Source organism: Pseudomonas sp. GW821-FHT02B10, assembly GCF_059421865.1.
The window spans coordinates 123,567-137,813 of sequence record NZ_JBWKVU010000011.1; the positions used below are offsets into that span (position 1 = coordinate 123,567).

14 protein-coding genes are annotated in these 14,247 nt (G+C 63.9%); all 14 read left to right on the forward strand.

The genetic code is table 11. From position 1 onward, the window contains the following. Nucleotides 1–38: 38 nt before the first annotated feature. The 14 genes from AC07VU_RS22280 to fliM all read left to right on the forward strand — a co-directional run bounded on the left by AC07VU_RS22280 (nt 39) and on the right by fliM (nt 14,223). Nucleotides 39–1,250 carry a sensor histidine kinase gene (locus AC07VU_RS22280; protein WP_495030492.1) on the forward strand — a complete coding sequence of 404 codons (1,212 nt, stop codon included), beginning with the start codon at nt 39–41 and terminating at the stop codon, nt 1,248–1,250. A gap of 5 nt (nt 1,251–1,255) precedes the next feature. Beyond that, nucleotides 1,256–2,665: a sigma-54-dependent response regulator transcription factor FleR gene (gene fleR / locus AC07VU_RS22285; RefSeq protein WP_495030493.1), complete on the forward strand. Its 1,410-nt coding sequence runs from the start codon at nt 1,256–1,258 to the stop codon at nt 2,663–2,665. Between the two features lie 129 nt (nt 2,666–2,794). Further along, entirely contained in the window at nt 2,795–3,121 is a 327-nt protein-coding gene (gene fliE, locus AC07VU_RS22290) for a flagellar hook-basal body complex protein FliE (protein ID WP_007922633.1), read from the forward strand. Nucleotides 3,122–3,136: 15 nt separating this feature from the next. Further along, nucleotides 3,137–4,924, forward strand: a complete 1,788-nt coding sequence (gene fliF, locus AC07VU_RS22295) for a flagellar basal-body MS-ring/collar protein FliF (protein WP_007922632.1) — start codon at nt 3,137–3,139, stop codon at nt 4,922–4,924. Then, nucleotides 4,917–5,936 (forward strand): flagellar motor switch protein FliG, encoded by a 1,020-nt coding sequence (gene fliG, locus AC07VU_RS22300; protein ID WP_007922630.1) that lies wholly within the window; start codon nt 4,917–4,919, stop codon nt 5,934–5,936. The genes fliF and fliG overlap by 8 nt, the downstream gene beginning before the upstream one ends. A gap of 9 nt (nt 5,937–5,945) precedes the next feature. After that, nucleotides 5,946–6,767: a flagellar assembly protein FliH gene (gene fliH, locus AC07VU_RS22305; RefSeq protein ID WP_495030494.1), complete on the forward strand. Its 822-nt coding sequence runs from the start codon at nt 5,946–5,948 to the stop codon at nt 6,765–6,767. Then, nucleotides 6,757–8,115, forward strand: a complete 1,359-nt coding sequence (fliI, locus tag AC07VU_RS22310) for a flagellar protein export ATPase FliI (RefSeq protein WP_053260123.1) — start codon at nt 6,757–6,759, stop codon at nt 8,113–8,115. The genes fliH and fliI overlap by 11 nt, the downstream gene beginning before the upstream one ends. 6 nt (nt 8,116–8,121) lie before the next feature. Next, nucleotides 8,122–8,571 (forward strand): flagellar export protein FliJ, encoded by a 450-nt coding sequence (gene fliJ / locus AC07VU_RS22315; protein ID WP_007922624.1) that lies wholly within the window; start codon nt 8,122–8,124, stop codon nt 8,569–8,571. 118 nt (nt 8,572–8,689) lie between these two features. Beyond that, nucleotides 8,690–8,995 carry an STAS domain-containing protein gene (locus tag AC07VU_RS22320; protein ID WP_102678469.1) on the forward strand — a complete coding sequence of 102 codons (306 nt, stop codon included), beginning with the start codon at nt 8,690–8,692 and terminating at the stop codon, nt 8,993–8,995. A gap of 5 nt (nt 8,996–9,000) precedes the next feature. Beyond that, on the forward strand, nt 9,001–10,707 hold the full coding sequence (locus tag AC07VU_RS22325; protein ID WP_495030495.1) for an ATP-binding SpoIIE family protein phosphatase: 1,707 nt from the start codon (nt 9,001–9,003) through the stop codon (nt 10,705–10,707). Nucleotides 10,708–10,737: 30 nt separating this feature from the next. Then, entirely contained in the window at nt 10,738–11,082 is a 345-nt protein-coding gene (locus tag AC07VU_RS22330) for an Hpt domain-containing protein (protein WP_007922619.1), read from the forward strand. A gap of 110 nt (nt 11,083–11,192) precedes the next feature. Continuing rightward, on the forward strand, nt 11,193–12,563 hold the full coding sequence (locus tag AC07VU_RS22335; RefSeq protein WP_495030496.1) for a flagellar hook-length control protein FliK: 1,371 nt from the start codon (nt 11,193–11,195) through the stop codon (nt 12,561–12,563). 178 nt (nt 12,564–12,741) lie between these two features. Next, a complete protein-coding gene (gene fliL, locus AC07VU_RS22340; RefSeq protein WP_007922529.1) occupies nt 12,742–13,245 on the forward strand; it encodes a flagellar basal body-associated protein FliL in 504 nt (167 codons plus the stop codon). A 9-nt stretch (nt 13,246–13,254) separates the two neighbouring features. Beyond that, nucleotides 13,255–14,223 carry a flagellar motor switch protein FliM gene (gene fliM / locus AC07VU_RS22345; protein WP_009042741.1) on the forward strand — a complete coding sequence of 323 codons (969 nt, stop codon included), beginning with the start codon at nt 13,255–13,257 and terminating at the stop codon, nt 14,221–14,223. The last annotated feature ends 24 nt before the right edge of the window (nt 14,224–14,247 follow it).

Here is a 14,247-nt window from a genome sequence, read left to right on the forward strand (position 1 = left end):
TTCCGTTTAACTGACGGTCAGCCACGCGAGAGAGCACGATGCCCCACGCCGCCCAGATGTCTCCTGTTCCTGAAAGCCAGGGGCAAACGTCGTCCGTAGAGCAGGCAAGCCGGCTTGGCCTTGAGCAGGCGTTCGCCTTGTTCAGCCAGATGTCGAGCCAGCTTACCGATTCCTACAGCATGCTTGAGGCTCGGGTGACCGAGCTCAAGGGCGAACTGGCCGTGGTCAGCGCCCAGCGCATGCAGGAGCTGGCGGAAAAAGAGCGTCTGGCCAACCGTCTGCAAAACCTCCTCGATCTGTTGCCTGGCGGCGTCATTGTCATCGACGCCCAGGGCATTGTCCGCGAAGCCAACCCTGCCGCCTGCGACCTGCTGGGCCTGCCTCTCGAGGGCGAGCTCTGGCGGCATGTCATCGCCCGTTGTTTCGCGCCACGGGAAGACGACGGCCATGAGATCTCGTTGAAGGATGGGCGGCGGCTGTCGATCGCCACCCGTTCGCTGGATGCCGAACCGGGCCAACTGGTGCTGCTCAACGACCTGACTGAAACCCGCCACCTGCAAGATCAACTGGCCCGCCATGAGCGCCTGTCGTCCCTTGGGCGCATGGTGGCGTCCCTGGCGCATCAGATCCGTACGCCATTGTCCGCCGCACTGCTGTATGCCAGTCACCTGACCGAGCAGGCACTGCCTGTCGCCACCCAGCAGCGCTTTGCCGGGCGGCTGAAGGAGCGGTTGCATGAGCTGGAGCATCAGGTCCGCGACATGCTGGTGTTTGCCCGGGGCGAGTTGCCGCTGACCGATCGCGTGACGCCCAAGGCGTTGTTGCAGTCGTTGCAGGCGGCGGCCCTGACCCATGTGCAGGACGTGCCCGTGCGCTGGCAGTGCGACAGCCATGCCGGCGAGTTGCTGTGCAGTCGCGACACGCTGGTGGGGGCGGTGCTCAATCTGATCGAGAACGCGATCCAGGCCAGTGCCGGTCAGGTGCGCCTGAAAGTCCATCTTTATACCCGTGGCAACAGCTTGCGGTTATGCGTCAGCGATAGCGGCAGCGGTATCGACGCTGCGGTGCTGGCGCGTTTGGGGGAACCGTTTTTTACCACCAAGACCACGGGAACCGGCCTGGGGCTGACAGTCGTCAAGGCGGTGGCGCGTGCCCACCAGGGAGAATTGCTGCTGCGCTCGCGTCCTGGGCGCGGTACATGTGCGCTGGTGGTTCTGCCACTGTTCTGCGGCGCTCAAGGAGTGGAGTGAAGGTAATGGCAATCAAGGTTCTACTGGTTGAAGACGATCGCGCCCTGCGCGAAGCCCTGGCGGATACGCTGCTGTTGGCCGGTCATGACTACAAGGCGGTCGGCAGTGCGGAGGAAGCGCTGGAGGCGGTGTCTGGCGAGTCGTTCAGCCTGGTGGTCAGCGACGTCAACATGCCGGGCATGGACGGTCATCAGTTGCTGGGCCTGCTGCGTGCGCGCCAGCCGCAATTGCCGGTATTGCTGATGACCGCCCATGGCGCGGTCGAGCGTGCGGTCGAGGCCATGCGTCAAGGCGCCGCCGACTACCTGGTCAAGCCCTTCGAGCCCAAGGCCCTGCTGGATCTGGTGGCGCGACATGCCCTGGGTTGCCTTGGGGCTGCCGAGGGCGAAGGGCCGGTGGCATTCGAGCCGGCCAGCGCTCAACTGCTCGAACTGGCGGCGCGGGTCGCTCGCAGCGACTCCACCGTGTTGATCTCAGGCGAGTCCGGCACCGGCAAAGAGGTGTTGGCGCGTTACATTCACCAGCAGTCCCATCGCTCCAGTCAGCCCTTTATCGCCATCAACTGCGCGGCGATTCCGGACAACATGCTCGAAGCCACGCTGTTCGGTCACGAGAAGGGTGCCTTTACCGGCGCCATCGCCGCCCAGCCCGGCAAGTTCGAACAGGCCGATGGCGGCACCCTGCTGCTGGACGAGATTTCCGAAATGCCCCTGGCCCTGCAGGCCAAGCTGCTGCGGGTGCTGCAGGAGCGCGAAGTCGAGCGGGTCGGGGCGCGCAAGCCCATCGCCCTGGATATCCGGGTGGTGGCGACCACCAACCGCGACCTGGCCGGCGAAGTGGCCGCGGGGCGGTTCCGGGAAGACCTTTACTATCGGCTGTCGGTATTCCCGCTGGCCTGGCGCCCGCTGCGCGAACGTACCGCCGATATCCTGCCGCTGGCCGAGCGTCTGCTGGCCAAGCACGTCAATAAAATGAAACACGCTGCCGCACGGCTGTCGGCCGAAGCGCAGGCGTGCCTGCTCGGTTATCCATGGCCGGGCAACGTGCGCGAACTGGACAACGCCATCCAGCGCGCGCTGATCCTGCAGCAGGGCGGTCTGATCCAGCCGGAAGATTTCTGCCTGGGCGGACCGCTGGCCTGTGCGCCGCTGCCTGCCATGGCGCCCGCCACGGTGGCGACGGTGCGCAGTGCGCCGGTGGAGGCCGAGGTGCCGCCAGCCGAGTCGGCGGGGGGCTTGGGCGACGATCTGCGGCGTCGGGAGTTCCAGATGATCATCGACACCTTGCGCACCGAGCGTGGCCGACGCAAGGAGGCGGCCGAGCGCCTGGGTATCAGCCCGCGAACCTTGCGCTACAAGCTGGCGCAAATGCGCGATGCCGGAATGGATGTCGAGGCGTATCTGTTTGCAACATGAGTCGTTTAAGGCATGAAGCCATGCAGGCTTTTGTTCGGTGTCGCCGCGGAGCTGGCACCCTTGTTGCTAACACCTCACTAACCGCTGCGTGAGTGTCAAAAAATTGCGGGTCGTCGGAGAGAGTAGACCATGAGCCAAGGTATTGAATTTAATCGGTTGATGTTGGACATGCGGGCCATGCAAATGGACGCCATGGCCCAGCCAAAATCGGCCGCGGTGCCGCAGGTGAGCGGCAGCAGTTTTTCCGACATGCTTGGGCAGGCGGTGAACAAGGTCAACGACACTCAGCAGGCGTCCAGCCAGCTGGCCAGTGCCTTCGAGATCGGCAAGAGCGGTGTCGACCTGACCGACGTGATGATTTCCTCGCAGAAGGCCAGTGTGTCCTTCCAGGCGTTGACCCAGGTGCGCAACAAGCTGGTTCAGGCGTACCAAGACATCATGCAGATGCCGGTTTAAGGACGAGATTGAGTCATGGCAGAAGCAGTCGCCGATAACGTACCGGCCAAGGCCACTCCGACAGAAGGCAAGCCGCCGCTGTTCGGGTTGTCCTTTCTGGAAAACCTCTCCGAGATGACCATGTTGCGTCAGGTTGGCCTCATGGTCGGTCTGGCTGCCAGCGTGGCGATTGGTTTTGCCGTGGTGTTGTGGTCCCAGCAACCCGATTACCGTCCGTTGTACGGCAGCCTTGCCGGCATGGACGCCAAGCAGGTCATGGACACCCTGGCCTCCGCCGACATTCCCTACACCGTCGAACCCAACTCCGGTGCCTTGCTGGTCAAGGCCGACGACCTGTCGCGCGCGCGCCTCAAGCTGGCGGCTGCCGGTGTGGCCCCGGGTGACGGCAATATCGGTTTCGAGATTCTCGATAAAGAGCAGGGCCTGGGCACCAGCCAGTTCATGGAGGCGACCCGTTACCGTCGTGGCCTGGAAGGCGAGCTGGCACGGACCATTTCCAGCCTGAACAACGTCAAGGGCGCACGCGTGCACCTGGCGATTCCGAAAAGCTCGGTGTTCGTGCGCGACGAGCGCAAGCCCAGCGCTTCGGTACTGGTCGAGCTGTATTCCGGCCGTTCGCTGGAGCCGGGCCAGGTGGTGGCCATCGTCAATCTGGTGGCGACCAGCGTTCCCGAGCTGAGCAAGTCGCAGATCACCGTGGTCGACCAGAAGGGCAACCTGCTCTCCGACCAGGCGGAAAACTCCGAACTGACCATGGCCGGCAAGCAATTCGACTACAGCCGCCGCATGGAAAGCATGCTGACCCAGCGTGTGCACAACATCCTGCAGCCGATCCTCGGCAACGACCGCTACAAGGCTGAAGTGTCCGCCGATGTGGACTTCAGTGCCGTCGAGTCGACCTCCGAACAGTTCAACCCGGACCAGCCGGCCTTGCGCAGCGAGCAGTCGGTCAACGAACAACGCTCCAGCAGCCTGGGCCCGCAAGGTGTTCCTGGTGCCCTGAGCAACCAGCCGCCATCGCCGGCCAGCGCACCGCAGACCACCGGTGGCGCCACCGCTGCCGCCGGCATGGTGCAGCCAGGCCAGCCGCTGCTGGACGCCAACGGCCAGCAGATCATGGACCCGGCCACCGGCCAGCCGATGCTGGCGCCGTACCCGAACGACAAGCGTCAACAATCCACCAAGAACTTCGAACTGGATCGCTCCATCAGCCACACCAAGCAACAGCAGGGGCGTCTGAACCGGCTGTCGGTGGCGGTGGTGGTGGACGATCAGGTCAAGGTCAATCCGGCCAACGGCGAAACCAGCCGTGCGCCGTGGAGCGCCGACGAATTGGCGCGCTTTACCCGCCTGGTGCAGGACGCCGTGGGCTTCGACGCCAGCCGTGGCGACAGCGTCAGCGTGATCAACGTGCCGTTCTCGGCCGATCGCGGCGAGGTGATCGCCGACATTCCGTTCTACTCGCAGCCCTGGTTCTGGGACATCGTGAAGCAGGTCCTGGGTGTGCTGTTTATCCTGGTCCTGGTGTTCGGCGTGTTGCGTCCGGTGCTCAACAACATCACCGGTGGCGGCAAGGGCAAGCAACTGGCAGGTCTGGGCAGCGATGTCGAACTCGGCGGCATGGGCGGCCTGGATGGCGAGCTGGCCAACGATCGCGTCAGCCTCGGCGGCCCGCAAAGCATCCTGCTGCCTAGCCCGAGCGAAGGCTATGACGCACAGTTGAACGCAATCAAGAGTCTGGTGGCAGAAGACCCGGGTCGAGTGGCCCAGGTCGTGAAAGAGTGGATTAACGCAGATGAGTGATAACCGAGCCGCTACCGCCAAACTGACCCGGGTCGACAAGGCTGCGATTCTGCTGCTGTCCCTGGGTTCCACCGACGCCGCGCAGGTGTTGCGCCACATGGGCCCCAAAGAGGTCCAGCGAGTGGGCGTGGCCATGGCGCAGATGGGCAACGTGCATCGCGAGCAGGTCGAGCAGGTGATGAGCGAGTTCGTCGACATCGTCGGCGACCAGACCAGCCTGGGCGTGGGCTCCGACGACTATGTGCGCAAGATGCTCACCCAGGCCCTGGGCGAGGACAAGGCCAACGGCCTGATCGACCGCATCCTGCTGGGCGGCAACACCAGCGGCCTGGACAGCCTGAAGTGGATGGAGCCGCGCGCCGTGGCGGACGTGATCCGTTACGAGCACCCGCAGATCCAGGCGATCGTGGTGGCGTACCTCGATCCGGACCAGGCGGGCGAAGTGCTTGGCAACTTCGACCACAAGGCGCGCCTGGACATCATCCTGCGGGTTTCCTCGCTCAATACCGTGCAGCCGGCCGCCCTGAAAGAACTCAACCAGATTCTCGAGAAGCAGTTCGCTGGTAACTCCAACGCCTCGCGTACCACCCTGGGTGGTATCAAGCGCGCTGCCGACATCATGAACTTCCTCGACAGCTCGATCGAAGGCCAGTTGATGGACTCGATCCGCGAAGTCGACGAAGACCTGTCCGGCCAGATCGAAGACCTCATGTTCGTGTTCAACAACCTTGCCGATGTCGACGACCGCGGCATCCAGGCATTGCTGCGCGAAGTGTCTTCCGACGTGCTGGTCCTGGCCCTCAAGGGGTCGGACGAAGGCGTCAAGGAAAAGATCTTCAAGAACATGTCCAAGCGGGCTGCCGAACTGCTGCGCGACGACCTCGAGGCCAAGGGCCCGGTGCGCGTCAGCGATGTGGAAACCGCGCAGAAGGAAATCCTCACCATTGCCCGCCGTATGGCCGAAGCCGGAGAAATCGTTCTCGGCGGGAAGGGCGGCGAAGAAATGATCTAAGGTCGCGTTATGTCGTCCAGCAGTGATGAATCCCACAGCGACCTGATTCGCGCTCGGGACGTCGGTGGTTTCGACGTCTGGGCGCTGCCCAGTTTCGACCCCCATGTACCCGAGCCCGAGCCGGAACCGGTGGAAGAGCCGCCGGCGCAGATCGAGGAAGTGCCGCTGGAAGAAGTCCAGCCACTGACCCTCGAAGAGCTCGAGAGCATTCGCCAGGAAGCCTATAACGAAGGCTTCGCCACGGGCGAAAAGGAAGGTTTCCACAGCACCACGTTGAAGGTCCGCCAGGAAGCCGAAGTGGCCCTGAGCGCCAAGCTGGAGGCGCTGGAAACGCTGATGGGCAATCTGTTCGAACCCATCGCCGAGCAGGACACACAGATTGAAAAGGCCCTGGTCAATCTGGTGCAGCACATGACGCGCCAGGTGATCCAGCGCGAGCTGGCCATCGACTCCAGCCAGATCGAACACGTCATGCGCGAAGCCCTCAAGTTGCTGCCGCTGGGCGTGGGCAATGTGCGCCTGTACATCAATCCGCAGGATTTCGCCCAGGTCAAAAGCCTGCGCGAGCGCCACGAGGAAAGCTGGCGCATCGTCGAGGACGAAGCCATGTTGCCGGGCGGCTGCCGGGTCGAGACCGAGCACAGCCGGATCGACGCGACCATGGAAACCCGGATCGCCAAGATCATGGACAAGCTGTCCGACCAGCTTCATGAGCAGGCTTTGCATCCCGCCGAACCGGACCGGAGCGTCGAGCTGGGGGCCGCCACCGGCAAGCCCGCCGCGGATGTCGACCCTGTCGACGCCGCGCAGGACCCCGCCGATGCGCCTTGACCGCACCAGCTTCGGCAAGCGCCTGAGCAGCTACGCCGAAGCCACCGAACTGCCGAACCAGCCGATTCTCGAAGGCCGCCTGCTGCGCATGGTCGGCCTGACCCTGGAGGCCGAAGGCCTGCGGGCGGCCATGGGCACGCGCTGCATGGTGATCAACGACGACAGCTATCACCCGGTGCAGGTCGAGGCCGAGGTGATGGGCTTCTCCGGCAGCAAGGTATTCCTGATGCCGGTCGGCAGCGTCGCCGGCATCGCGCCCGGCGCCCGGGTCGTGCCGCTGGCCGATACTGGCCGCCTGCCGATGGGCATGAGCATGCTCGGGCGGGTCCTCGACGGTGCTGGTCGTGCGCTGGACGGCAAGGGCGGGATGAAGGCCGAGGACTGGGTGCCGATGGACGGTCCGACCATCAACCCGCTCAAGCGCGACCCCATCAGCCGACCGCTGGACGTGGGCATTCGCTGCATCAACGGATTATTGACGGTGGGCCGCGGCCAGCGTCTCGGCCTGTTCGCCGGTACCGGCGTGGGCAAGAGTGTGCTGCTGGGCATGATGACCCGCTTTACCGAGGCCGACATCATCGTGGTCGGGCTGATCGGTGAGCGCGGCCGTGAGGTCAAGGAGTTCATCGAGCACATCCTCGGTGAGGAGGGGCTCAAGCGCTCCGTGGTGGTGGCGTCGCCGGCGGACGATGCGCCGTTGATGCGCCTGCGCGCGGCCATGTACTGCACGCGTATCGCCGAATATTTTCGCGACAAGGGCAAGAACGTCCTGTTGCTGATGGATTCCTTGACCCGTTTCGCCCAGGCCCAGCGGGAAATCGCCCTGGCCATCGGCGAGCCGCCCGCGACCAAGGGCTATCCGCCGTCGGTCTTCGCCAAGCTGCCGAAGCTGGTGGAGCGAGCGGGCAACGCCGAGGCCGGTGGCGGCTCGATCACCGCGTTCTATACCGTCTTGTCCGAAGGCGACGACCAGCAGGACCCGATCGCCGACTCGGCGCGAGGTGTGCTCGACGGGCATATCGTGCTGTCGCGGCGCCTGGCGGAAGAGGGGCATTACCCGGCGATCGATATCGAGGCGTCCATCAGCCGGGTCATGCCGGCGGTGGTGACCCCGGATCACATGACCCGCGCCCAGTATTTCAAGCAGCTGTGGTCGCGTTACCAACAGGCGCGCGACCTGATCAGCGTCGGCGCTTACGTACCGGGCGGCGATCGCGAAACCGACGCCGCCATCTCGCTGCAGCCGTCGATGGTCACCTACCTGCGCCAGGGGCTCAACGACAGCATCAGCCTGGGTGAAAGCGAAGCCCATCTGGAGATGGTTTTCGCTCCGGCGCCGGGCGGTTAATCCGTCATGGCCAACAGCCGTGCCGCGCGTCTGGCGCCGGTGGTCGACATGGCCGAAAGCGCCGAGCGCACCGCCGCCCAGCGCCTGGGGCATTTCCAGGGGCAGGTGCGCCTGGCGGAAAGCAAACTAGGGGACCTGGAACGCTTTCGTGCCGAATACCAGCAACAGTGGATCGAGCGAGGCAGTGCTGGGGTTTCCGGCCAGTGGCTGATGAACTACCAGCACTTCCTCAATCAGCTGGAAACCGCCGTGGGCCAGCAGCGGCAAAGCCTGGCCTGGCACCAGAACAACCTCAACCGCGCCCGGGAAACCTGGCAGCAGGCCTATGCCCGGGTCGAGGGTTTGCGCAAGCTGGTGCAACGCTACATCGATGAAGCCCGCCAACTGGAAGACAAGCGCGAGCAGAAGCTGCTCGACGAACTGTCCCAGCGCCTGCCGCGCCAGGATCCGTACTGAGCGCCACCCCATTCGTCGCCGCCAGGCGCTCGTCAGCGACGCTTCGGCGGTTCGGGTTGCCCAGGCTTGTACGGGGTGCTAAACCTTGTACAGATTGCCAATCACAAGGAAGCGAATCATGTCAGTCGTTACTGAAGTTTCACCGGACGGGCACAAACTGACGATTTCGATCAAGGGGCGTTTCGATTTCGGCCGTCATCAAGAGTTTCGCGAGTCCTACGAGCACCTCAACAAAAGGCCTGACTCCATAGTGGTGGACCTGAAAGACGCCACCTACCTCGACAGTTCCGCCCTGGGCATGCTCCTGTTGCTGCGCGATCACGCCGGCGGCGACGATTCCGACGTGCGAGTGATCAACAGCAACTCGGACGTGCGCAAGATTCTCGCCATTTCCAATTTCGACAAGCTGTTCGACATCAGTTGATCGACATGCAGTCGAGTGAGGCACCTCTGTGCGTGCTGATCGCCGAGGACGGCACCAGCGACCGCCTGTTGCTGTCGAGCATCGTCCGGCGCCAGGGGCACGAAGTGCTGACGGCGAGTAACGGCGCCGAGGCGGTGGAGCTGTTCATCCAGCAGCGCCCGCACCTGGTGTTGATGGACGCGATGATGCCGGTGATGGACGGTTTCGAGGCCGCCCGGCAGATCAAGCGTCTGGCTGGCGAAGCGCTGGTGCCGATCATTTTCCTGACTTCGCTCACCCAGAGCGAGGCGTTGGCGCGCTGCCTGGAAGCCGGTGGCGACGATTTTCTGGCAAAACCCTACAGCCCGGTGATCCTGGCCGCCAAGATCAAAGCCATGGATCGCTTGCGGCGCCTGCAGGAAACCGTGCTGCAGCAGCGCGACCAGATCACCCAGCATCATGACTACCTGCTCAACGAGCAGCGGGTGGCCAAGGCGGTGTTCGACAAGGTGGCGCATTCCGGCTGCCTGAGCGCACCGAATATCCGCTACCTGCAGTCGCCGTACGCGCTGTTCAATGGCGATTTGCTGCTGGCTGCCTTTACCCCGACGGGCGACATGCATGTGCTGTTGGGGGATTTCACTGGCCACGGCTTGCCGGCGGCGGTGGGCGCGATGCCCCTGGCCGAGGTGTTTTACGGCATGACGGCCAAGGGTTACGGGCTGCCCGAAACCCTGCGCGAGATGAATGCCAAGCTCAAGCGCATCCTGCCGGTCGGCATGTTCTGTTGTGCGACGCTGCTGTGCCTGAGTTTCCAGCGGCGGGCGGTGGAGGTGTGGAACGGCGGCATGCCGGATGGCTACCTGCATCGCCTGGCAAGCGGGGAGCGGGTGCCGCTGGTAGCGCACCATTTGCCGCTGGGGGTGCTGGGCGCCGAGGCATTCGACGACCGCACCGAAGTCTTTCCCATGGCCCTGGGCGACCGGGTTTTTCTGTTGTCCGATGGGGTGATCGACACCTGCGACGCCAACGAGCAGTTGTTCGGTGTCGAGCGCCTGCAGCGGGTGTTTGCCGCCAACCGCGAGCCGGACCTGTTGTTCGAGGAGATCCAGCGGGCCCTGAGCGAGTTTGGCGGGGATGCGCGGGACGACGTGAGCATGGTCGAGGTCAGCCTGCTCGAGGCCCGGCAACTGACGCCGCCGGCACTGGTGTACTCCGACAGCGGTCAGTCCTGCCCGTTGGACTGGTCGGTGAGTTTCGAGTACCGCGCCGCGACCCTCAAACGTTTCAACCCTTTGCCCTACCTGTTGCAGCTGCTGCTGGAAGTGCATGGCCTGCGGGCGCAGAGCGGGGCGCTCTACAGTGTGCTGGCCGAGTTGTATTCCAATGCCCTGGAGCATGGCGTATTGGGCCTGGACTCGAGTCTCAAGCGCGATGCCCAGGGGTTTTCCCGCTATTACCGGGAGCGCTCGGTACGCCTCGAAGCCTTGCAGGAGGGGTTTGTGCGGGTGCACCTGCAAGTGGAGCCTCAAGGGGCTGGCGGTCGTTTGCTGATCCGGGTCGAGGACAGCGGCAGTGGTTTCGATGTCGGGCGGGTGATGGCGCGGCCCGTCGATGGCGACCGTCTTTCCGGGCGGGGTGTCAGCCTGATCCGTCAGCTCAGCCGGCGTGCCAGCTGGTCCGACGACGGTCGTAGTGCCTGCGTGGAGTTTTCTTGGGAGCCTCTGGCATAATTCGCCGATTCTTGATCAAGGAGTGAGCAAGTGTCTGAGATTCATCTGGATCACGAGGTGCTGAACGCATTGCAGGAAGTCATGGAGGATGAGTATCCGCTGTTGCTCGACACCTTCCTCTGTGACTCCGAAGAGCGTTTGCGCCAGTTGCACAAGGTCGACGATCCCCGTCAACTTGTCGCCACTGCCCATAGCTTCAAGGGCAGCAGCAGCAATATGGGGGCGATTCGCCTGGCCGAGCTCTGTCATCAGTTGGAGCAACGTGCCCAGGGCTCGTCGTTGCGTGGTATCGAGCAGTTGGTGGGCGAGATCGATGGCGAATTCGCCATTGTCCGGCAGCTGTGCGAGCAGGAACGCCAGCGTTTTCACTGCTGAAAAACCGCTGCAGCCCAGGCTTTTTCCCGCGAGCCAGCAAAGCTGGCTCGACCTTTGCAATCAAGTCTCCCAACTGTACCTACGATCCCAGTGCAGCGGAGACCGTTTTCATGCCCCTTACCCCGAACATGCTTCTTCAGGCCGCTTCCCAGGCCAAGACTCAAGCGGCTTCCGCCACCCCCCAGGCCAGCGCCGCCGAGCCCGGGGACAAAGGCGCAAGCTTTGCCCGGGTGTTCGCCAAGGAGGCACTCGGCAAGCCGGTAGCGGCTGCCGACGGCCCGATCAAGCCGGCTCGCGACAAGGGTGGCGAAACCGCTGCCAAGGTGGATCAGGGCAAGGGCAAGACTGCCGCCCCCGAGCCTGCGGTTGCCGATAGCGGCAAAACCTTGCCTGCCGACAAGGCTGTTGCCAGTGGCGAAAAAGTCGCCGATGACCAGGCCGCGAGCAGCGATCAGCCGCTGGCCGAGGGCACGCCGGTCGACCCGACCCTCGATCCGGCGCTGATGCAGGCGACCCAGCCGGTGCCGTTGCCGGCGCCCGAGCCGGAAGTGGCGACTGCGCCGGTTCCGGCACAGCCGCCAGTGCAGCCGCAAGCGCAGCCGGTTATACCGGTGGTGACCAGCACTGCGACGCCGGTGCCGGTCGATCCGGAATTCGACCCTGAGGCCGATCCGCTGGATGCGCTGCCGGTGGTGCGCCTGGCCATGGAGCAGAGCGGCCATGTCTCGGCTTCCAGCCAGGCGCAGAGTAAGGCGGCGCCGACCGTGGTGGCCGATGACGGACCGACTTCGGCCCAGACCTTCGCCAGCGGCATGGCCAACATGCTGGACCTACAGGTGGACAAGGACAGCACCGAGCAGGGCGGCGAAAAGGCCTTCAGCGGCCTGCTCGATGACGGTCTCAAGGACCTTAAGGGCGCTGCCAGCGACACCCGCGTCGACGATTTCGCCAACCGCCTGGCGGCCCTGACCCAGGCGGCCACGCCCAAGACCGCCAATGCCGTCCCGGTGAACCAGCCGCTGGCCATGCATCAGAGCGGCTGGACCGAAGAAGTGGTCAACCGGGTCATGTACCTGTCGAGCGTCAATCTGAAGTCGGCCGAGATCCAGTTGCAGCCGGCCGAGCTGGGGCGCCTGGACATTCGCGTGAACATGGTGCCGGACCAGCAGACCCAGGTAACCTTCATGAGTGCCCATGTCGGCGTGCGCGAGGCCCTCGAAGGGCAGATGCATCGCCTGCGCGACATGTTCCACCAGCAAGGCATGGGGCAGGTGGACGTCAACGTCTCCGACCAGTCGCGCAACTGGCAGGGTGGCCAGGAGCAGGCCCAGCAGGGGCAGCATCGCAGCAACGGCACCAGCACCAGCGCCAGCGGCGGGCGTCTGGATGGCGTGGATGAAGAGTTGCCGCCGAGCGTCGCCGAAGTCGCCGCCAGCACCAGCACGGTCATCGGCAGCAGCGCCGTCGACTATTACGCCTGACCCGCTTCGGGTGTCATTGAACAGAGGATCGCCAGCCGTGTGACTCCGCGGCTGGCGATCTTCTGCTTTGCGCTTCCCCTATCCCTTCAGTTCACCCCAATTCAGACAAATCTGGCATAACACTTGCTCTTGCCTTGCCGTGCGACTGTGAAAACCCGATTAGTGACGGATTATTGGCATGGCGAAGAGCGAAGCAGCAGAGAAAACCCCCGCCGGGAAAGGCAAACTCAAGCTTATCCTCTTGATTGTTCTGGCCTTGTTGCTGGCGATCGGTTTGTCCGTCGGGGCGACCTGGTACTTCATGCACAGCAGTGCCCAGAGCAAGCCTGCCGAGACGACCGAGGCGACCAGCAGCGTCAAGCCGGCGGCCATCTATGAGCCCATGGCGCCAGCCTTCGTGGCCAACTACACGCAGAACGGCCGCCAGCGCTACATGCAGGTGAGCATCACCCTGCTGGCGCGCAACCAGGCCGATCTGGACGCGCTGAAAGTGCATATGCCGGTGATCCGCAACAACCTGGTCATGCTCTTCTCCGGCCAGAGCTTCGACACCCTGGCGACTCCGGTCGGTCAGGAAATGCTGCGTCAGAAGGCCACCGCCAGCGTGCAGGAAGTGGCGCAGAAAGAGGTCGGCAAAGTGGTGGTCGAGCAGTTGCTCTTTACTAACTTCGTACTGCAGTAGGAACACGACATGGCCGTGCAGGACCTGCTGTCCCAGGATGAGATCGACGCGCTGCTGCATGGCGTCGATGACGGTCTGGTACAGACCGAACACGCCGCCGAGCCCGGCAGCGTCAAAAGCTACGACCTGACCAGCCAGGATCGCATCGTCCGCGGACGCATGCCGACCCTGGAGATGATCAATGAGCGTTTTGCCCGCTACACCCGTATCAGCATGTTCAACATGCTGCGCCGTTCGGCGGACGTGGCGGTGGGCGGTGTGCAGGTGATGAAGTTCGGCGAATACGTGCACTCGCTGTACGTGCCGACCAGCCTCAACCTGGTGAAGATCAAGCCGCTGCGCGGTACCGCGCTGTTCATCCTCGACGCCAAGCTGGTGTTCAAGCTGGTGGACAACTTCTTCGGCGGCGACGGTCGTCACGCCAAGATCGAAGGCCGTGAATTCACCCCGACCGAATTGCGCGTGGTGCGCATGGTGCTGGAGCAGGCTTTCGTCGACCTGAAGGAAGCCTGGCAGGCGATCATGGAAGTCAACTTCGAGTACATCAACTCCGAAGTGAACCCGGCCATGGCCAACATCGTCGGTCCGAGCGAAGCGATCGTGGTCTCGACCTTCCACATCGAGCTCGATGGCGGTGGCGGCGACCTGCACGTGACCATGCCGTACTCGATGATCGAGCCGGTGCGGGAAATGCTCGACGCCGGCTTCCAATCGGACCTGGACGACCAGGACGAGCGCTGGAGCAAGGCCCTGCGCGAAGACGTGCTGGACGTGGATGTGCCTTTGAGCGCCACGGTGGCCCGCCGGCAGTTGCGCCTGCGCGATATCCTGCACATGCAGCCAGGGGATGTGATCCCGGTGGAGCTGCCTGAAGACATGATCATGCGCGCCAACGGCGTACCGGCGTTCAAGGTCAAGCTCGGTTCGCACAAGGGCAACCTGGCCCTGCAAGTGATCGAGCCGATCGAGCGCCGTTGAGCGGCGTTGTTATGAATTCGCTTT